Consider the following 22,006-nt stretch of genomic DNA (forward strand, 5'->3'; position numbering starts at 1 on the left):
GGAGCATTAACAGGAAGTAATGTAGATTTAACATTATTAACTATAGGTTCGTATAACTTTACATATAGTATTACAGATGCAAATATGTGTAGTAGTAGTTCTATCGTTACAATAACAGTAGACGATGCACCAGAATCTGGAACAGTAAATGGAACAGCAGAATTTTGTGAAGGAGCAGCACCATCGGTATACGATTTATTTGATTTGTTAGATAATGAAGATCAAACAGGAACATGGTATATAGGAACAGATAATACAGGAACTGTAACTGCAAATCCAATAGATTTATCAGTATTAATACCAGGAACATACAATTACACTTACGATGTAGATGCGATTGGTACTTGTGATGATCCTTTGGTTACAGTTCAAGTTACAATCAACCCATTACCAAATACAGGCTTAGCAACACCAGTAGTATTATGTGAGAATGATTTGGCAGCGAATTCACCATTAGATTTATTTGGACAGTTAGCTGGAAATGATTTAGGAGGTACATGGACAGATGATAATGCAACAGGAGCATTAACAGGAAGTAATGTAGATTTAACATTATTAACTATAGGTACGTATAACTTTACATATAGTATTACAGATGCAAATATGTGTAGTAGTAGTTCTATCGTTACAATAACAGTAGACGATGCACCAGAATCTGGAACAGTAAATGGTACAGCAGAATTTTGTGAAGGAGCAGCACCATCGGTATACGATTTATTTGATTTGTTAGATAATGAAGATCAAACAGGAACATGGTATATAGGAACAGATAATACAGGAACTGTAACTGCAAATCCAATAGATTTATCAGTATTAATACCAGGAACATACAATTACACTTACGATGTAGATGCGATTGGTACTTGTGATGATCCTTTGGTTACAGTTCAAGTAAATATTAATGCTTTACCAAACACAGGAGTAGCAACGCCAGTAGTATTATGTGAGAATGATTTAGCAGCGAATTCACCATTAGATTTATTTGGACAGTTAGCCGGAAATGGTTTAGGAGGAACTTGGACAGATGATAATGCAACAGGAGCATTAACAGGAAGTAATGTAGATTTAACATTATTAACTATTGGTTCATATAGCTTTACATATAGTATTACAGATGCTAATGTATGTAGTAACAGTTCTACAGTTACAATAACAGTAGAAGATGCTCCAAACGCAGGTACAGTTAATGATGCACCAGAATTTTGTGTTGCCGAAATAACAGCTGGGCAAACATTGAATCTTTTCGATTATTTAGATAACGAAGATCAAACAGGTACTTGGAACGATAATACTCCATCTAGCCAATTAGTTGGGAGTATTGTTACAATAGAAGGATTAGCACCAGGAACTTATACATTCACATATGATGTAGATGCTATTGGAATATGTGATGACCCAAATATGCCAACAGTAAGTATAACGATAAGTGATACAATGGCACCAACAGCAGCAGCGACACAAGATTTTTGTGATACAGCTACAGTAGCAGATTTATCTGCAACTGGTACAGTTATACAATGGTATGATGAAATTGTAGGAGGAACTCCTTTACCAGGAACAACAGTATTAGTAGATGGAGAAACATATTATGCTACGCAGACAGATGCAACAACTTTATGCGAGTCTTCTACAAGAATAGAGGTTACAGTAGTAATTATTCCATTACCAAATTCTGGAGGCATAGCTACAACACCTATTAGTGTATGTAATAATACAACTGTAGATTTAAATTTAGGATTAGATGGTACTCAAGATACAACAGGAATATGGTATGAAGGAACAGATGCTACAGGAACAGTAGTAGCTAATCCATTAGTATATGATGTTACAGGATTTGGAATTGGAGATTATCAATTTACATATGTTGTTTCTGCCGCACCGTGTGCAGATGCTTCAACTACGATAACAATAACAGTTCAAGCACCTTTAGATGCTGGAATAGATGGCACTCTAGATATATGTAATCTAGATGATGGTACAACATATGACTTATTTACACAACTTGGAGGAACACCAGATACAGGAGGAACATGGGTACCAACTTTAGCAAGTAATACTAATATATTTGACCCTAATGTAGATACTGCTGGAACTTATACGTACTTTTTAACTAATGCTTGTGGTAATGCTACCAGTGATGTTGTTGTTACGGTAACAAATACACCAAATGCTGGAACAGATGGCGTTTTTAGTATTTGTGCAGTTGATGTAGATACAACAAATAATATGTTAGATCTACTAACAGTATTAAGTGGAACACCAGATACTTCAGGAACATTTACAAACGATGATGGTGCTACAGGTTTTTCTGGAACAACGTTAGACTTATCATTAGTTATGTCTGGTACATATAATTTTACATATTTTGTTACAGCAGTTGCACCATGTACAATTAATGCCTCTGCAATAGCGACTGTTACAATAAATGATACAGCAGCAGCTATAATCGTTAATGCTAATCCAGATTTTTGTTTAGTTGATAACCCAACAGTTGCAGATTTAGATGCTTCTGTTACAGGAACAACAATCACATGGTATGCAGATATGAATGAAACAATAGCTTTAGATCCTTCTGAAACATTAGTAGATGGTGAAGATTATTATGCTTCGCAGAACAGTGCAAATAATTGTGAATCTTCTGTTAGAGTTCAGGTTATTGTTTCTGTAAACGATGCACCAACACCAACACTAATAGATATTAATCAAGAATTATGTATTAATGATGCCCCAACAATTAATGACTTAACATTAAATATTACAGAGTTTAATTCAGCATTAAATAATGTAGTCTGGTATGATGCTATGGCTAATGGAAATGTGATTTCTAGCACAACAGAACTTATTACTAATACAACGTATTATGCAGTACTAATAGATCCTATATCTAATTGTGAAAGTAGTGTGCGTCTAGCAGTAACACCAGATCTTACAGGCTGTGGTCTCTTAGTTATACCCGATGGTTTTTCACCAAATGGAGATGGTGTCAATGATACATTTGATATAGATAATTTAGGAATTCTATTCCCAGATTATGATATGGAGATTTATAATCGCTATGGAAATATTGTTTATAAAGGAAACGCATCAACGCCTCGTTTTGATGGGACTTCTAATCAATCAAGATCTCTAGGTTCTGGAGAATTACCAGTAGGTGTTTACTATTATATTTTCAATTACAACGATGGCATAAACAAACCTAAACAAGGACGTTTATACTTAAGCAGATAATTTTTAGATAACACAAAATTTTAGAAACAATGAAAAATTTAAATATATATCATAAAATAGCTGTTATCGTTGGTTTAGCGTTAATAACGTTCAATAGTCAAGCGCAGCAAGATGTTCAGTTTACACAATATATGTATAATATGAGTGTGGTTAATCCTGCTTATGCAACAGCTACCGAAGACATATTAAATATTGGTGGATTGTATAGAACACAGTGGGTAGGATTAGAAGGTGCACCAAAAACAGGTAGCTTTTTTGTACATACACCATTAAGTGAGAAAGTAGAAGTAGGTTTATCCTTTACTAATGATAATATTGGAGATGTAGTAAATGAAAATAATATTTATGCAGATTTTGCTTATGTATTACCAGTAGGTTTAGAAAGTAAATTATCATTAGGATTAAAAGGAGGTGTAACTATATTTGATGCTAATTTTAATGGGTTTACTTTACAATCTGGTAATCAAACAACAGATGTTGCTTTCAACGAAAATGTTAGTAAAGTATTTCCTAATTTAGGAATAGGAGCCTTTTTCTTTACAGAAAAGTACTATTTAGGGCTTTCTGCTCCAAATCTTTTAACAACAAAGCATTTGGAAAATGAAAACGGGATCCAATCAACAGGAGTACAAAGTATTCATTATTTCTTTACTGGTGGTTATGTTTTTGATATCAATAAAGGTTTAAAGTTTAAACCTTCGTTTATGGCAAAGGCAGTGAGCGGAGCCCCATTATCAATAGATTTAAATGCTAATTTATTATTTAATAATAGACTAGAGGCTGGTTTAGGATACCGTTTAGACGATGCTATTAGTGCAATGGCTAATTTTAGAATTACGCCACAACTTAGAGTAGGTTATGCTTACGATTATACTACTACTAACTTAGGAGACTATAACTCTGGATCTCATGAGATTTTTGTGTTATTTGATGTCGATTTATTTGGCTTAAAAGGCGGATACGATCGTTCACCAAGATTCTTCTAAACTTAAAAGACTTATAAAATGAAAAAAATTATATACATATTTACATGCCTTTTATTCGTTAGCGGAATCGCTTCAGCACAAAAAGGGAGTTTAAAAAGAGCTAATAAGCTTTTTGAAATGAAAGCTTATAAAGAAGCTGCTAATATTTATGAAACAAAAGATCGCTCAAGAGAAGTACTTCAAAATTTAGCAGATAGTTATTACTATAATTCACAAATGCAAAAAGCAATTAAAACCTACCGTGAGTTTTTTGTAACGCATACAGATTCTATTGATATTGAACTATATTTTAGGTATGCACAAGCTTTAAAAGGGGCTAAAGATTATAAGGAAGCAGATAAATGGTTAAGTAGATATTATGCTAAACCAGTAAATACCTTAAGTTTTATAGATGAGAATACTAAAACAACGCCACACACATTCAAACTAAAGCAATTAGAGAATAAAAATTCTAGTAATGATTTTGGGATGTCTTTTTATGGAGATGATAAAGTAGCATTTGCATCATCTAGAAATAGTGAAAATCCATCATTTGTATGGAATGATTTACCGTATTTAGATTTATATAATGCAACCATTACTAAAGATGGAACATTAGAAGATGTGAAACCTTTTTCTAGTGATGTTAATACAGACTCTCATGAGAGTAATGCGACATTTAGTAAAGATGGAAAAACAATGTATTTTAATAGAACGAATAAGACGCGCACAAAAACAGGTGAAGAACGTGTAGCTCATATTAAAATTTATAAAGCTGAATTTGTTGATGGTAGTTGGAAAAATGTAAAAGCACTACCATTTACATCAAATAAATATAGTACAGAGCATCCAGCATTAAGTAAAGATGGCAAAACACTTTATTTTGCTAGTGATATGGATGGTGGTTTTGGAAGTTTTGATATTTATAAAGTAACAGTAAATGGCGATGGTACTTATGGAGAACCAGAAAATTTAGGAGAGAAAATAAATACTAAACATAGAGAACAGTTTCCATTTATTAGTGAAAACAATGTTTTGTATTTTTCATCAATTGGCCATTTAGGTTTTGGAGGATTAGATGTATTTAGAAGTAATTCTGTTAATGGGAGCTTTGATAAACCAGTTAATTTAGGTAGTTCAATCAACAGTAATTTAGATGATTTTGCTTATGTTATTCGTGAGAAAGATAATAGAGGTTATATGTCTTCTAATAGAACAGGGTATGACAGACTATATGGTTTTGGTCGTGAAGAGAATTATTTAACTAAATACCAAGTTGAAGGTGTTGTAACAGATAAGAATAGTAAAGAGTTATTAGATGGTTCGTTAGTAACATTAATGGATGAATCTGGAACTGTACTTCAAGATACTATTGTTGGAGATGATGCTACATATTTATTTAAGATAGAGCCTAACAAAAAATATACTGTAAGAGGTACGCGTAAAGCATATATACCTCAAGATGTAGAGTTTTCTACAGATAGCAAGGGAAAAGTTCAACATAATATAGAGCTTATTTTGGAATCTTATGCAGATGCAGAAGCAGCTGTTAAAGAAGATGAAAAAGGAGATGTTAAAATTAATTTAGACAAAATATATTTCGATTTTAATAAATCTAATATTCGTCCAGATGCGGCAGTAACATTAGATGTGTTAGTAGGTTTAATGCAGAAATATCCAGACATGGAAGTTGAAGTATCTGCCCATACAGATGCACGTGGAAAAGATCAATATAATCTAGATTTATCTAAACGCCGTGCAGCGTCAACCTTAGAATATGTTGTTAGTAGAGGTATCGATAGAAACCGATTAAGAAGTATTGGTTATGGAGAAATGCAACCGTTAAATGAATGTGATAAAGAAGGTATTTGTGAAGATGAAGAATATGATATTAATAGACGTTGCGAATTCAAGATTTTGAATTAAGATAAAATTAGAAGTAATAGAGAAAAGCCTTTCAGATTAATACTAAAAACTGAAAGGCTTTTTCTTTATATTTGTTTTAATATGAACGAAAACCTAGATCCAACAAACGAGAATTTTTCTTCTGAAGAATTCGATATTGAAAAAACATTAAGACCATTATCTTTTGAAGATTTTTCTGGTCAAGATCAAGTGTTGGAGAATTTAAAAATCTTTGTTCAAGCAGCAAACCAAAGAAGTGAAGCATTAGATCATACCTTATTTCATGGTCCACCAGGTTTAGGGAAAACAACCTTGGCAAATATTTTAGCGAATGAATTAAATGTTGGTATTAAAGTAACTTCTGGACCAGTATTAGATAAACCAGGAGATTTAGCGGGGTTGTTAACAAATCTAGACGATCGTGATGTGTTGTTTATTGATGAAATACATAGATTAAGCCCAATAGTTGAAGAGTATTTATATTCGGCTATGGAAGACTTTAAAATTGATATAATGATAGAGTCTGGACCAAATGCAAGAACGGTTCAAATTAATTTAAACCCATTCACTTTAGTTGGAGCAACTACAAGATCTGGATTACTAACAGCACCAATGCGTGCTCGTTTTGGAATTCAAAGTAGATTGCAATATTACGATACTGAGCTTTTAAGTAATATAGTACAACGAAGTGCTAATATTTTAGATGTTCCTATTTCTATGGAAGCAGCAATAGAAATAGCAGGACGAAGTAGAGGTACACCAAGAATAGCAAATGCATTATTGCGTCGTGTTAGAGATTTTGCCCAAATAAAAGGAAATGGAAGTATAGACATTAAAATTGCAAAGTATGGATTGGGAGCATTAAATGTAGATGCTTACGGATTAGATGAAATGGATAATAAAATCCTAACTACTATAATTGATAAATTTAAAGGAGGACCAGTTGGTATTAGTACTATAGCAACTGCCGTTAGTGAAAGTACCGAAACAGTAGAAGAAGTTTACGAACCCTTTTTAATACAGCAAGGTTTTATTATGCGAACACCTCGTGGACGTGAAGTGACCGAATTAGCCTATAAACATTTAGGCAAAATTAAAGGACCAATACAAGGCGGCTTGTTTTAATAATGATAAATAATAAAGCTAAATACGCACAACAAATCAAAACCGAAGCTAAACGCCTCGGTTTTTTGTCTTGTGGTATTAGCAAAGCTGAGTTTTTAGAAGCAGAAGCGCCACGTTTAGAAAGTTGGTTAAAGAATAATATGCATGGGGAAATGAGTTATATGGAAAACCATTTCGATAAGCGTTTAGACCCAACAAAATTAGTTGAAGACTCTAAGAGTGTGATTTCGTTGTTACTTAACTATTTCCCACAAGATACTCAAACCGAAGACAGTTTTAAGCTCTCTAAATATGCTTATGGTAACGATTATCATCATGTTATTAAAAGTAAGTTAAAGGAATTAACACATTTTATTCAAGATGAGATTGGAGAAATTTCTGGACGAGCATTTGTAGATTCTGCCCCTGTTTTAGATAAAGCTTGGGCTGCAAAATCAGGCTTAGGTTGGATAGGTAAACACAGTAATTTATTAACGCAGCAAGTAGGTTCATTTTATTTTATTGCTGAATTAATTATTGATTTAGATTTAGAATACGACACTCCAGTAACAGACCATTGTGGCACCTGTACTGCTTGTATAGATGCTTGTCCAACGCAGGCTATTGTTGAACCTTATGTCGTAGATGGTAGTAAATGTATCTCATATTTTACTATTGAATTAAAAGACCAATTACCAAATAGTATGAAAGGACAGTTTGACAATTGGATGTTTGGTTGCGATGTTTGTCAAGACGTTTGTCCATGGAATAGATTTTCAAAACCACATAATGAACCTTTATTTAATCCGCATCCAGAACTTTTAGAAATGACCAAAAAGGATTGGGAAGAGATTACTGAAGACGTGTTTAAAAAAGTGTTTCAAAAATCGGCAGTAAAGCGAACAAAATTTTCTGGATTACAACGGAATATTAAGTTTTTAAAAGACTAATTATTGTTTTAATAATTAAAAAGTATATTTTGGCTAAGTAAATTATTGCTATTAAGTTTTTATGAGGAAAATTACTCTTTTATTAGGGCTTATTATTTTATTGTTTTTTGGTTGTGGTAAATTTAACACAGACCAAGAAATTTTAGATAAAATTAATGAAATCAGTAAATTAAGAGTTTTAGAAAGAAAAACTAACGCCAATGACTCTACACTTATATATATAGAAGAGATTCAAAAAATTATTAATGGAGATCTAAAATTACCAGATACACTTCTTATAGAAAATCTCTTTAGAAAAGGCTATTATTATAAACAAATAAAAGAATTAGATTCTGCAGCACATTATTTTCATAAAACTATAAACTTGGTTAAAGCACCTAATAATAGAAAAAGAAACTATGTTTATTTTAGAAATGCTTGGGAAACAGAAGAGAATAGAAATAAATTTGCAAACGCTATTAGTATAGGTCAAAAATTTATTGACATTTCCAATAGAAAAGATCATCTTAAGGAATTAGTATATGCTTATAATTTCTTAGAACGTATAAATATTAGTTTACGTGATTATAAACAGTCTTTATATTATAATTCTAAAGCTTTAGAAGCAGCTAAGGAATCTTCAAATATAAATATGTATGTTATTACAGCAAGTTCTAAAGCTAGAACGCTTTATTATTATTTAAACAAGAAAGAAGAAGCTTATAAGTTACTTGATAGTTTAAGTACAATAGAGTCTAATGGAGAACCCAAAAGACAATTACATAGAGAGTATGGTATAATACAATTTTATGATGGAAACTATAAAGAAGCGCTAAAGAATTATAAAACAGCACTAAAAATTACTAAAGAGAGAAAATCATCATCTAGATATAATTATAATTTACTAGAAGCCTATAATAATATTTCTGAAGCATACATTGAAATTGAAGACTATGACTTGGCAAAAAAATATTTAGACTCTACTAAAGCAATTATAAAACCTAATTCTGATCCAGATTATGTTCTTTTTTATAATGAATTACTTTTTATACATAATTATAGAACAATTAATAGCGAAAAAAAAGCACTCAGTGCTTACAAATCACTAGTAGATAAAAATAGAAGTTTTCATGAAAAGAAAGTAAAAGAAGAGTTAGTTGCTTTAAAGTTAGCTAATGAAAAGGAAAAGATAATTACTAAAGAAAAAAACGAAACTGAACTAAGAAATTATAGACTACTAGCCTTGTTAGGTTTGGCTGTGTTATTATTACTTATAGGGTACTTATTTTATAGACAGAGACGATTTAAATTCGAAAAGCAAGATATGCAAATGCAACAACGATTACTGGCGTCTCAAATGAATCCACATTTTACTTTTAATACTTTATCAGTTATTCAAAATCAAATAGAAAAAAACAAAGAAGGGGCAGTAAATTATTTGTTGAAATTTTCGCGATTGTTACGATTAATTCTAGAAAACTCTTTAAACGACTATGTACAAATTGAAAATGAATTAGAATCATTACGTAAATATATAGACCTTCAGTTATTACGCTTTCCTAATAAATTTAGTTATAATATTGTTTTAGAAAATTTTGAAGAAGAAGATTTCTTATTTATTCCGCCTATGTTAATACAGCCTTTTGTAGAAAATAGTATTGAGCACGGATTTTTAGGAATCAACTATAAAGGAAAAATAGATATAAAGTTAGAACTACAAAATAAATATATAGCATGTGCTATAGAAGATAATGGAATGGGTATAAAAAAATCTAACAATAATTATAAAAAGTCGGTATCTACAAAACTAATTTCTACATTTATTAATAAAACAACTAAAAGTAACGTTGTTATACTAGATAAAAAAAATAATGAGCCAACTAGTTCAGGCGTTTTAGTTAAGTTTTTAATTCCTTATAAATTTTCAGAAAATGATTAAAGCAATTTTAGTAGATGATGAAGCCTATATTAGAGATAATGTTAGAGCTAAATTAGAAAAACACTTTAATGAAGATATTGAAATAGTTGGAGAGGCAGAAAGTGTTGAGTCAGCAATAAATATTATTGAAGAAAAAAAACCTAATTTACTGTTTTTAGATATTCAGTTAACAGATGGAACTAGTTTCGATATTTTAAATAAAATAGAAGATAAAAACTTTGATGTTATATTTATTACAGGGTTTGATGATCATGCAATAAAAGCAATAAAAGTTGGTGCTTTAGATTATATTTTAAAACCAATAGATGAAGAAGAATTTAAAGAAGCCGTAACAAAAGCTATTGAAAATTCTATGGAAGATAATAATATAGAAAAATTAGTAGAAATATCTAGCGAGTATTTTCAAGGTGTAAAAAAGAAACGAATTATATTAAAAACATTAGATAATGTATACGCTGTATATGAAGATGATATATTATACTGTAGGTCTGAGGGTAATTATACTACTTTTTACACGTTGCATTTAGAACGTATACTAGTCTCTAAATCTATCAAAAAAGTTATTGAATTATTATCTGAAGATGCTTTTATTAGATGCCATCAATCTTACATAGTAAATAAAAAACATGTTATACGCTATAATAAACAAGGTGTACTAATTATTAATCCAGAAATAAAAGTCCCAGTATCTAGTAGACGTAAAGATTATGTTATTGAAAAGATTTTTAAATAGCATATTTGAACTCGTTAATAGCAAATATAGAATAGATATGTACGAATATGAAACAGGTATATAAATTATAAGCTATAAACTATAAATTTGAATAAAAAAATAGATATGAAAACAAAAGTAAATGTGGAAAAAAAATCAAATATGAAAACAATTTTTAAAGTATTGGTATTATTACTATTAGTTTCTTTTCAATCATGTAGTAAAGAAGAAGTTGAAGAGACTAACTTAGTTGAAGAAAAAGAATCTATAGAAGGAAAGAAAGCTTTTGCAGCTTCAAACAATCAAGCAGAAGAAGGTACTCTTGAAAACAAAATGCAATGGGTAGCTTACTTAACAGCTAGGGCATTATTACAAGATAATCCTATTACAGGTAATTTAGCCGAGCAAGATTTTGTAAATGTCTTAACAGGAGGTTATACTTCTAATGTAGTAAGGCTTGGCGATTTGCTTAATAGTAGTGATGGAGCTTTTAGAAATGCATTTGCAAAAGAATTTGGTTATTATAGCAATGTAGATGCTTGTGACACCGATGGAGGTAAACCTAAAGGAGCAGCAATACCTGATGATGAAGGTGATGGTAGATCAAGTTTTTCAGGACAAGATAATGAGACGGCTTCTAGAGTAGGTCCATCTTTTCCTTCTAGTGCTGCAGAGATCTATATAAACCAACTTATAAATGATTATAATTTCGAAATATACTTGCCAAATGGATATAATGAAGTTGATAACGTAGTAATATCAACAGCTGTAACTATTGCTCTAATAAACGATGAAGCATACCGTCATACTCCTGGTGCTTGTAATGTTACTTACATAAACATGACAGCTCAAACACAAGGCAATATAATTATGCTGAGAGAATATTAAAAAAGAAACGAATTATATTAAAAACATCAGACAATGTCTATACAGTATATGAAGAAGATATAGTATGGTTATTGATTTGAAAAAAAGTAAATATGAAAACATTTTTTAAAATATTAGTATTAGTACTATTAGTTTCTTTTCAATCATGTAGTAAAGGAGAAATTGAAGAGGTTAATCTAGTTGAAGAAAAAAAATCTATTGAGGCTAGTAAAGCTTTTGCAGCTTCAAACAATCAAGCAGAAGAAGGTACTCTTGAAAACAAAATGCAATGGGGTGCTTATCTAGTAACACGAGCACTATTTAATAAAGCCGCTGAAGATGATTTTTTAAATTTATTAACTAGTAGTTACAATAATAATAATAATAATAATACAGTAAGGCTTGACGATTTGCTTAATAGTAGTAATGGTGCTTTTAGAAATGCTTTTGCAGAAGCATTTGATTATTATACTAATGTAGATGCTTGTGACACAGATGGAGGTAAACCTAGAGGAGCAGCAGTGCCTGATAATGAGGGTAATAGTAGACCAGGTTTCCAAGCGCAAAATAATGAGACGACTTCAAGAGTAGGCCAGTCTTTTCCTCCTCCTGCTTCAGATTTATATATAAACCAACTTATAAATAATTATAATTTTGAAATATTCTTGCCAAATGGATATGTAGAACTAAAAGAACTAGAAGAACTAGAAGATTTTTACAAAATAATATCAACAGCAGTAACTAATAATCTTATAACTAATGAAGCGTATAGTCATAGTGAGTATAATTGTCATATTGTTTATACAAACATGACAACTCAAACACAAGGCAATATAGTTATGATGAGAGAATATTAAAAAACACACACATAGAAAATACAAACCTCTTGATTTACTTCAAGAGGTTTTTTGTTTGTACTATTAAACTATAATCCAAATATTACTGTTAATTTAAGTAATACATTATTCGTACTACATAGATTATTAACATTTTAGTACTTTTAAATTTTGATTTATATTATATACAAATGATATTGTCGGAGTATTAATATTTTGCCAAGTAATAATTATATGTTGCATAACTTATACAAATTTTCTAAAACGTTTATAGTAACAGTATTGTTAATGCTTTTTACTGCTTTTACAATACAATCTCAAAGCGAATCTGCTGAAGTAATAATTACTGCTATTAAAAATTCTAATTTAGAAGCGTCAAAAACGCATGAATTAGACCTTTTAAATTTAAATCTTACTAAGGAAAATATAGCTAACTATTATCTTGATATTGGATATAGCTTTTATAAAAAAGAAAGTTATACTAGAAGCTGCTATTATGTAGATAAAGCGATTCATTTTGCAAATATGATTGATGATAATAAACTGCTTTCTTCTGCTTATATAAGGTTGGGAAATGTTTTTCTACTAGATTGGAAAAACCAGCAAGCTATAGATGCCTATTATAAATCTATTAATTATTCAAAAAAAATAAAAGATTATAATAATGAAAAAATTGCGCTTACAAATCTAGCTTTAATATTTAGAAGAATGAAGGAGTATGACAAAGCATTAAAAATATGTAACTCTGCTTCAAAATTTATTAATGAAGATAAAAATCAAATTAACCTTATTACTATAAAAAGTGAAATATATCTTGATTTAAAACAATTGGATTCTTCCTTATATTCAATAGAAAAGGGTATAGAAATGAGTAAGGCTCTAAATTATAATGCTGGACTTATTGATCTATATATTAAAAAAGGAATTGTTCATTGTTTTAAAAAAGAATTTAAAAAAGCTGAAAATTATTTAAATATTGCCGAAGAAATAATTAACGATAATAATATTGATAATAAAAAGTTTTTAATAAATCTTAAATATGCTCAAGCACATTGCCTTTACGAAAAACAAGAATATAATAAAGCTATTTTACAATTAAACGAAGTTGTTAGCCTTTTTGGAGATTCAATTAATCCTAGAAAAGGGCATGTTCTAGATGCTCACTTATTGCTTTCAAAAAGCTATAAAAAAATAGAGGCGTTCGATGACTATAAAAAATGGTATGCTAGATACATTCAATTAAATGAAAAATTTCAATTAAATCAAGCACAAACAGTAAGTAAAATATATAAAGAAGATAATGAGTATTTAGACTCAGAGGTTGAGGCACTTAAAAGTGACAAGCTAAAACGAAAGAAAGCTAATACTTATGTTTTAATAGTTTTTTCTATAGGGATATTTGTCTTGATTGCGTTTGTTTTAAATTATAAAAGGAAACAAAAATCCAATAAAGTTTTGTTTAATGACTTGTTAAAAAAAGTAGATGCTTTAGAAGCTGCAGACAATAAGAATAATACCTCTACAAAAGAAGTTATTATAGACGACACTAAAGTAGCTACTGTTATTAAAGGCCTTGATAAATTAGAAGAGCAAGAATATTACTTAAATTATAATTGTAATTTAAGGTCAGTAGCTAAAAAAGTAAAAACAAATGCAACTTACTTATCAAAAATTATTAATACTCATAAAAATAAAAATTTTAACGATTATATTAATGACTTAAGAATTGAGTATACAATTAAGCGTTTAAAGAATAATAAACAATTTAGATCATTTTCTATAAAATCTATAGCTACAGAAGTAGGTTACAAAAGCGATTATTCATTTGCAAAACATTTTAAAGCTAAAACAGGCTTTAATCCATCATATTATATTAAAGAAATAGAAAAGTTAAACGAGATTTAATTAGATTAAATATGAACCCTATTTTGTTTAATTTAGGGTTTACAAACTATGATATCATTGACATTAATGTTATTATTATTCCAAGGTTATATAATATAGATTACTAGTATTATGTAAAATATTAATCATTTAAAATAATAACACCATGAAAAAACAAGTAGAAAAAAAGATAGCTTTGAAAAAACTAGTCATAGCTAAGATTAACTCTAACATAATGTGCAATATTAAAGGAGGTGATTGTTTGCCAACAGAGCCAGGTTGGTATGAGCATTTGGAATCTGACGCTCATTGTGATGGAAGAGAAACTCCTTAATATTTAATTTTTTAAATAGTAAATAAAAGCGTTGTATCTACAACGCTTTTTTTATTACCCTATTTTATTCAATTTAAAGTACTCTGTCTTTTCATTTCGCTTATGCTTCTTTAATTTTAAATCAGCAATATTGTTAGTAAATATCATACAAGGGTAAACCGAAAACCTTTTAATAGAGTAGGTAATCTAAATTTTAATTATTAATACCATGAAAAAAGCATTAAAAAACTTAAAGTTGAATAAAGAAGTCATTAGTAAGTTGGAATCAAATAAAATCACAGGTAAAGGAGCTACTCATTGCTGCCCTACTGCCGATGCTTTTAATTCATGTCCTCCTCCAGGAAGACAATGTTTTTAAGATTAAAAAGTTAATAGTTTTATTAATAGTACAAGCTGTCAATTAATTTGGCAGCTTGTTTTAGTTAATCCTCACAAATAATAATTATATATTCTGCTGTATGAATCAAAGCACGTATTTATCTAATAAACTTGAAGAAATAAATGAAATTCTTAGTCAAAATTATAAAGAAGTTGAAGATATAGGTGTTTTAACAGGATCTACTGGTATTGCTTTATTTCATTTTTATTATTCAAAACTTAAAAGGCAAGAGATAAATACAGATATAGGCATGGAAATTATCTCAGAATCAATTTCAAAAATCAATGAAGGTTATAATATACCTACGTTTTGTAAAGGAATTGCTGGGGCTGCTTGGACAATAGAACTGTCTAAAGAGGAAGGATTTATTGATATCGATTCTGATGCTTTATTAAGTAGTCTGGATGGCTACTTAGAGAATTCTTTAAGTATTGAAGCGCAATATAATTTTTACGATTTTCTTCATGGTGTGATAGGAATAGGGTATTATTTTTTAAAACGTTATTTAAATACCGAATCTGTAAAACTTAAGGCTAACTATAAAAAACTCTTATTAAAAATTATTAAGCAATTACGCGAAGCCGCTCAAATAGATGGAGGTACTGCTAAATGGGAATCTAATCTCATTTTTGAAGAAAAATTAAGAGGCTATAACCTTAGTTTATCCCATGGAATATCTAGTATTATTAATTTCCTAACTCGTCTTTCAGAACACAGTGATTTTAAAGTAATCACTCTTCCATTATTACAAAAGGCAATTAATTATGTTTTACAAAACGAGAATAATTCAGTGACAATATTTTCTTGTTTTCCAGACTGGATAACTGTAAACAATGAAAAAAGTGAAAGCGCTAGACTAGCATGGTGTTATGGAGATTTAGGAGTTGCTATTTCTTTATGGAAAGCTGGTAAGGTACTTGTAAATACAGAATTATGTGATAAGGCACTTACTATTCTTAAGCATACTACTAAATGTGTAGATGCCAAAGAGGCTAGAATTATGGATGCTGGTCTTTGTCATGGTGCTTATGGTGTAATACATATATATAATTATATGTATAAAGAAACGCAAGAGATTATATTTAAAAAAGCAGCTCAGCATTGGTTAGAAATAGCTATAAACATGGCTATTCCAGAACAAGGCTATGCCGGATATGGTAAATGGCATGGTGGACCTAATCCGGGATGGGATCCAGAGGTTAATCTTCTAGAAGGTATATCTGGTATTGGCTTGGCTATAATATCTTATATAGCTCCTTTTAATGCTAAATGGGATGAGTGCTTAATGATTGGATAAGGTAATAGCTTTTTTATTTAGAACTAAACCCAAGAGAAAATTTAAACTCAAAATTATCATTTGCATTAGGTAACTTATAATCTCCATAACGATAAAAAGCACCAACACCCAATCCAATAGAACCAATATTCATATAATTCATTCTATAAATATTTCTTAATTCTAATCCAGTTTCTAAAAAAACTTTATTTTTTGTGTTGAAGCCTATATTTTCATGTTTAAAACTGTCTTTTAGACTTCCATAACCTAAATTGTTATGCATAATTAAATCTGGTTGAAACGTTCCTGATTTTATTAATAAGCCTCCAAAATTATGTCTTGTAAATAGGTTTATAGATGCATCCGACAAAAATTCATAGGGTTGTAAGGTTTGAAAGGTGTTTTTTGCAATTATAAATGAGCCAGAACCTTGGCTACCTTCTCCAGTAAATAATAATCCATAAGGGAGAGAAGTGTCTATATAGCCAGCTTCTAGCCTATAACTAGTAATACCTATGTTTTTGGACTCAAATCGATGATCTAAGCTAAATCTATAAGCATTATAATTAAAGTCACTATCAAATAAATTTTTTATGCCTTTTGAATAAGTAAAACTTAAAACAGGAGCACCATTATCAACACGTATTTTATTGCCAAAAGAGTTTATTAGCGCTTCTCTAAAATAATATTTAAGATTTAAATTAAATTCAGAATTCTTATATGCTGTGATTAAAGTATTGTCATTATTAAATTGATAGTCATACTTTGGAGTTGTATTGGTGGTGCTAAGTTTTAAATTCCAATAAAAGTTGCGAATTAACTTTAATTTTGTTTCAAAACTAAAGCTTTTTGTTTGATCAAATTTTTCAGCTTGAAAACCTCTGTAAGAAAGTGGTTTCCATTTTTTTGAGATAGGGTTTGAACCAACTTCTCTTAATTCGTTTTCATATTTAAATGAAAATGAAATATCTTTTTTGGAAGGGATTTTAGCTTTTATTTCTGCACCATATTTCCAAGCTTCATCTTTAAAACCATATCCCGCAAAACCACCAATAGAAACATGTTTTAAAATATCATCATTAGTATAGAATCCAGTTCCTAGACGAGTGCCTTCATATTTATTAGCTTGTACTAACTTTGTTAAATCTAAATCAACATATTTAAACCTGTATTTTCCACTAATAAGGCTTTCCATAATTTTTAACTTTCTATCCAAATTATATTTTTCGCCAATACTATCAAGAAATTTATAAGTGCTTAGCTCTTTTTTATTTAATACTTCAACTCTATTTTTATTCCAAAAATCGTCATCTTTGTTAGTGGCATCTTTTAAAAAAGTAAGAGTTTCAAAAGAAAAATCAATGGGTTTTAATGGGATGCCTGTTTTTATATCGCTTAGGTAGCTTTTACCAGTGTAATTAATAGATATGTTGGCATCTGTGCCTACTGTAATTTCAAAATTTAATTGCTCAGGAAACCAGTATTTGTTATTTACATATGCATATTTTTGCTGAATTTTAATTGACACTTTTGTTTTGTTAAAAGGAGTTGCCTCAACATTTTGTACAGCATATTTATTAGAATTAATATATAATAGGCCTTTCAGTCCTTCGATGTTTTTGTTTTTTTTGGGTTTGAAAGAAATTATAAAAACAGTATCATTTTCTCTAACAATTTCTTCTTCTAAGACAAAATTATATTTCTTTAAGCTTCCTTTGCTAATTGGATTTAAGTAGTTTATGTCGTAAAGTAAAATGTTGTTTTCGTAAAAAGAAAAAGGTTGAAAAGTAGTAGGAAGAAAAGCGAAATTTGGATGCTTAAAACCCGATGTCTTTGTAGCAATAACTTCATCTTCACTAAAATTAGGCTTTAAATACTTTCGTTTTGAAATGGTTTCTGTTATAAACAAGTTCTTGTCCTTAAAAACAGAACCTAGAGAATCTTTTGTTAGTTTATTAGCGCTATCGAATACAACCTTGCTATAAGATTTATAGGAAAAAGAGTTAATTTTTAAAGGGTTATTTAAATCTTTATTTTTAATAACATTCCTAATAATTCTATTTGCGGGATTTTCGGCCGAATTTAAAACGACTTCTTCTAACTTGTTAAGCTTTGGTGTTAAAGTAATAATATTATTATTCAAAGAAGAAAGAGAAACCGTTTTAGGAGTGTAACCAATATAACTTATGGTAATGGTTTCTATTTGTTTTTTATTTACTTTAAAAACACCATCAATATCAGATATGGTTCCTGTTTTAGAATTGTTGTCAAAAATAATATTTGCAAAAGCAATAGGTTCTTTTGTTTTTAAATCAACGATACTAAGTTTTGTGTTAGTTTGAGAAAATGAGTTGTAGACAATAATAAAAAATAATAAAATAAGTCTATTTGTTCGATTACACATGCGGTATTTTACTTTTATAACTTTATTAACTAATCTATAACTATTCTTTTGCTAGTAATAATAAAATATGATCTAAAACTATGATTTCATATTTATTAAGACGTGAAAAAAAAGAAAAAGGTTGCCTAGAGACAATAAAACGTATTTGTGCTCTAAATAATTTTACTGTTTATATTATTTTTTATAGTCATTTTTGAAGCCTTATTACATTTAAAATTAATTTTAAAATTTAGAGAAATCAATTTTAAAACCGTAGTCTAAAATGATTGAGTATTTATTACATTTGTAAGTCAGAGTAAACGCTAAATTATGAGCAAACAGAGTAAAAGAAGAGAGGCATTAGTCTATCACGCTAAACCAACTCCAGGGAAAATAAAAGTTGTTCCTACTAAAAAATATGCAACGCAAAGAGATTTGGCATTAGCATATTCTCCAGGAGTAGCAGAGCCTTGTTTAGAAATTGAAAAAGACAAAAATAATGTCTACAAATACACGGCTAAAGGTAATTTAGTAGCTGTAATTTCTAATGGAACTGCGGTTTTAGGACTTGGTAATATAGGCCCAGAAGCTTCTAAGCCTGTAATGGAAGGAAAAGGGTTGCTTTTTAAAATATTTGCAGATATTGATGTTTTCGATATTGAAGTTGGAACAGAAAATATTGAAGAGTTCATTCAAACCGTAAAAAATATAGCACCAACTTTTGGAGGTATTAATCTTGAAGATATAAAAGCACCAGAAGCATTTGAAATTGAAAGGCGATTAAAAGAGGAATTAGATATTCCAGTAATGCATGATGATCAACATGGTACTGCAATTATTTCAGCTGCAGCTTTGTTAAATGCATTAGAACTTTCAGAGAAAAATATTGAAGACGTTAAAATTGTAGTTAGTGGAGCTGGAGCTGCAGCCATTTCATGTACACGTTTGTATTTAGCTTTTGGAGCTAAACGTGAAAATGTGGTCATGTTAGATAGTAAAGGAGTTATTAGAGATGATAGAGATAATTTAACTTCACAGAAAGCAGAATTTGCTACACACAGAAAAATAGATACTCTAGATGAGGCTATGAAAGATGCCGATGTTTTTATTGGTTTGTCTACATCAGATATTGTGTCTCCAGAGATGTTAAAAGCAATGGCTATTAATCCCATAGTTTTTGCAATGGCTAATCCCGATCCTGAAATAAAATATCAATTAGCAATAGACACTAGAGACGATATAATTATGGCAACTGGTCGTAGTGATCATCCTAATCAAGTAAATAATGTATTAGGTTTTCCATTTATTTTTAGAGGTGCATTAGATGTTAGGGCTACAGCTATAAATGAAGCTATGAAAATGGCTGCTGTAAAAGCTCTAGCTAACTTAGCAAAAGAGCCAGTACCAGAACAAGTTAACATAGCATACGGAGAAACACGTTTAACATTTGGGAAAGATTATATTATTCCTAAACCTTTTGATCCGCGTTTAATCGCAGAAGTACCGCCAGCTGTTGCTAAAGCAGCAATGGAAAGTGGAGTAGCAAAAGAACCAATTACAGACTGGGAAAAGTATAAAGATGAATTATTACAACGTTTAGGTTCAGATAATAAAATAGTTAGATTATTACTAAATCGTGCTAAAACAGGACCTAAGCGAGTAGTTTATGCTGAGGCAGATCATATAGATGTGTTAAAAGCTGCGCAAATAGTTTATGATGAAGGTATAGCGTTTCCAATTCTTTTAGGAAGAAAAGAAGTTATTGAGCAACTTAAACAAGAAATAGAGTTTGATGCTAATGTACCAATCATTGATCCAAAACATGATGAACAAATTGAGCAAAAAAATAAATATGCTCAAGTGTATTGGCAACAACGTAAACGCCGAGGTGTAACTTTGCTAGAAGCTCAAAAGTTAATGAGAGAGCGAAATTATTTTGCTGCAATGATGGTTAATCAAGGAGATGCAGATGCTTTAATTTCTGGTTACTCACGTAGTTATCCTCAGGTTGTTAAACCAATGTTAGAACTTATAGGTTTGGCGCCTGGTTCTACAAGAATTGCAACCACAAATGTAATGATGACCGAACGAGGACCAATGTTTTTAAGTGATACGTCTATAAATATTAATCCATCCGCTAAAGATTTAATTAAGATTGCTCAAATGACAAGTGGTGTTGTTAAAATGTTTGGATTGGAACCAGTTATGGCTATGACTAGTTATTCAAATTTTGGATCTTCAAAAGACCAGACAGCAACTAAAGTAAGAGAAGCAGTCTCTTATTTACATCGTAGACATCCAGATTTGTTAGTTGATGGTGAACTGCAAACAGATTTTGCTTTAAACAGTCAAATGTTGCAAGATATATTTCCATTTTCAAAATTGTCAGGTAAGAAAGTAAATACGCTCATTTTTCCAAATTTAGAATCAGCAAATATTACTTATAAGTTGTTAAAAGAATTGAATAAAGCAGACTCAATTGGACCAATTATGATGGGATTACGTAAACCTGTTCATATTCTTCAGTTAGATGCTAGTGTAGATGAAATTGTAAATATGACTGCAATTGCAGTGATAGATGCACAACAAAAGAGTAAAGGTGATAAAAAAAAGACAGGGAAATGATTCCGTTTTTAGTCTAAGAATTTTTATTACATTTGATGGCTTAAGAACTCGCAGGTAAATGATTACACATATAAAAGGGAAAATGGTGGAGAAAAATCCAACCGACGTTGTCATAGATTGCAATGGAGTTGGATATTTACTAAATATTTCGCTTAATACATTTTCTCAAATTCCAGACCAAGAAAACGTGCATTTATATACACATCTTCAAGTAAAAGAAGATGCTCACAGTTTATATGGTTTCATTACTAAAGCAGAACGAGAAATTTTTAGATTACTTATTTCTGTTAGTGGGATTGGTACTAATACAGCACGTACAATGTTATCTTCTTTAACACCTAAACAAATTCGTGAAGGTATTGCTACAGAAGATGTAGCTCTTATTCAATCTATAAAAGGAATTGGTGCTAAAACAGCACAGCGAGTTATTATCGATTTAAAAGATAAAATCATTAAAATATACGATATTGATGAAGTTTCTGTTAATAGAAACAATACCAACAAAGATGAAGCGTTATCTGCTTTAGAAGTCCTTGGTTTTGCAAAAAAACAAGCAGAACGAGTTGTCGATAAAGTTGTCGTAGCTCAACCTGAGGCTTCAGTTGAAGCCATTATTAAACAAGCTCTTAAAAATTTATAA

16 protein-coding genes are annotated in these 22,006 nt (G+C 30.1%); 15 read left to right on the forward strand and 1 reads right to left on the reverse strand.

Features of this window, described 5'->3' with window-relative positions; translation table 11 throughout:
- The 13 genes from Q0997_RS17675 to Q0997_RS17735 form a co-directional block, all read left to right on the forward strand.
- Positions 1–3,228, forward strand: a 3,228-nt coding sequence (locus Q0997_RS17675; protein WP_299891303.1) for a gliding motility-associated C-terminal domain-containing protein, incomplete at its 5' end; no start/stop codon positions are given.
- Positions 3,229–3,257: 29 nt separating this feature from the next.
- The gene (locus tag Q0997_RS17680; protein ID WP_299891306.1) at positions 3,258–4,214 is read left to right on the forward strand and encodes a type IX secretion system membrane protein PorP/SprF; all 957 of its coding nucleotides are present in this window, start codon (positions 3,258–3,260) and stop codon (positions 4,212–4,214) included.
- Positions 4,215–4,232: 18 nt separating this feature from the next.
- Positions 4,233–6,119: an OmpA family protein gene (locus Q0997_RS17685; protein WP_299891309.1), complete on the forward strand. Its 1,887-nt coding sequence runs from the start codon at positions 4,233–4,235 to the stop codon at positions 6,117–6,119.
- Between the two features lie 81 nt (positions 6,120–6,200).
- Positions 6,201–7,223, forward strand: coding sequence for a Holliday junction branch migration DNA helicase RuvB (gene ruvB, locus Q0997_RS17690; RefSeq protein WP_299891312.1), 1,023 nt, complete (start codon positions 6,201–6,203; stop codon positions 7,221–7,223).
- A 2-nt stretch (positions 7,224–7,225) separates the two neighbouring features.
- Positions 7,226–8,152, forward strand: coding sequence for a tRNA epoxyqueuosine(34) reductase QueG (gene queG, locus Q0997_RS17695; RefSeq protein ID WP_299891315.1), 927 nt, complete (start codon positions 7,226–7,228; stop codon positions 8,150–8,152).
- A gap of 61 nt (positions 8,153–8,213) precedes the next feature.
- Entirely contained in the window at positions 8,214–10,070 is a 1,857-nt protein-coding gene (locus tag Q0997_RS17700; protein WP_299891318.1) for a histidine kinase, read from the forward strand.
- Entirely contained in the window at positions 10,063–10,803 is a 741-nt protein-coding gene (locus tag Q0997_RS17705; RefSeq protein ID WP_299891321.1) for a LytTR family DNA-binding domain-containing protein, read from the forward strand. Before Q0997_RS17700 ends, Q0997_RS17705 begins: the two co-directional genes overlap by 8 nt.
- Before the next feature lie 105 nt (positions 10,804–10,908).
- The gene (locus Q0997_RS17710; protein ID WP_299891324.1) at positions 10,909–11,670 is read left to right on the forward strand and encodes a hypothetical protein; all 762 of its coding nucleotides are present in this window, start codon (positions 10,909–10,911) and stop codon (positions 11,668–11,670) included.
- A gap of 92 nt (positions 11,671–11,762) precedes the next feature.
- On the forward strand, positions 11,763–12,506 hold the full coding sequence (locus Q0997_RS17715; protein ID WP_299891327.1) for a hypothetical protein: 744 nt from the start codon (positions 11,763–11,765) through the stop codon (positions 12,504–12,506).
- Positions 12,507–12,719: 213 nt separating this feature from the next.
- Positions 12,720–14,390, forward strand: coding sequence for an AraC family transcriptional regulator (locus Q0997_RS17720; protein WP_299891330.1), 1,671 nt, complete (start codon positions 12,720–12,722; stop codon positions 14,388–14,390).
- 175 nt (positions 14,391–14,565) lie between these two features.
- Positions 14,566–14,703 carry a hypothetical protein gene (locus Q0997_RS17725; RefSeq protein WP_299891333.1) on the forward strand — a complete coding sequence of 46 codons (138 nt, stop codon included), beginning with the start codon at positions 14,566–14,568 and terminating at the stop codon, positions 14,701–14,703.
- Positions 14,704–14,938: 235 nt separating this feature from the next.
- On the forward strand, positions 14,939–15,061 hold the full coding sequence (locus Q0997_RS17730; RefSeq protein WP_299891336.1) for a hypothetical protein: 123 nt from the start codon (positions 14,939–14,941) through the stop codon (positions 15,059–15,061).
- Between the two features lie 100 nt (positions 15,062–15,161).
- Complete coding sequence (locus tag Q0997_RS17735; protein ID WP_299891339.1) at positions 15,162–16,379, forward strand: lanthionine synthetase C family protein; 1,218 nt, start codon at positions 15,162–15,164, stop codon at positions 16,377–16,379.
- A 13-nt stretch (positions 16,380–16,392) separates the two neighbouring features.
- Here Q0997_RS17735 and Q0997_RS17740 read toward each other — a convergent pair whose 3' ends face one another.
- Positions 16,393–18,762: a DUF5686 family protein gene (locus Q0997_RS17740; protein ID WP_299891342.1), complete on the reverse strand. Its 2,370-nt coding sequence runs from the start codon at positions 18,760–18,762 to the stop codon at positions 16,393–16,395.
- Positions 18,763–19,071: 309 nt separating this feature from the next.
- Between Q0997_RS17740 and Q0997_RS17745 the strand changes: the two genes are divergently transcribed.
- Both Q0997_RS17745 and ruvA read left to right on the forward strand, forming a co-directional pair.
- Positions 19,072–21,366, forward strand: a complete 2,295-nt coding sequence (locus tag Q0997_RS17745; protein ID WP_299891345.1) for an NADP-dependent malic enzyme — start codon at positions 19,072–19,074, stop codon at positions 21,364–21,366.
- Positions 21,367–21,424: 58 nt separating this feature from the next.
- The gene (gene ruvA / locus Q0997_RS17750; RefSeq protein WP_299891348.1) at positions 21,425–22,006 is read left to right on the forward strand and encodes a Holliday junction branch migration protein RuvA; all 582 of its coding nucleotides are present in this window, start codon (positions 21,425–21,427) and stop codon (positions 22,004–22,006) included.

The organism is uncultured Lacinutrix sp., assembly GCF_947500325.1.
Classification (GTDB): Bacteria; Bacteroidota; Bacteroidia; order Flavobacteriales; family Flavobacteriaceae; genus Lacinutrix.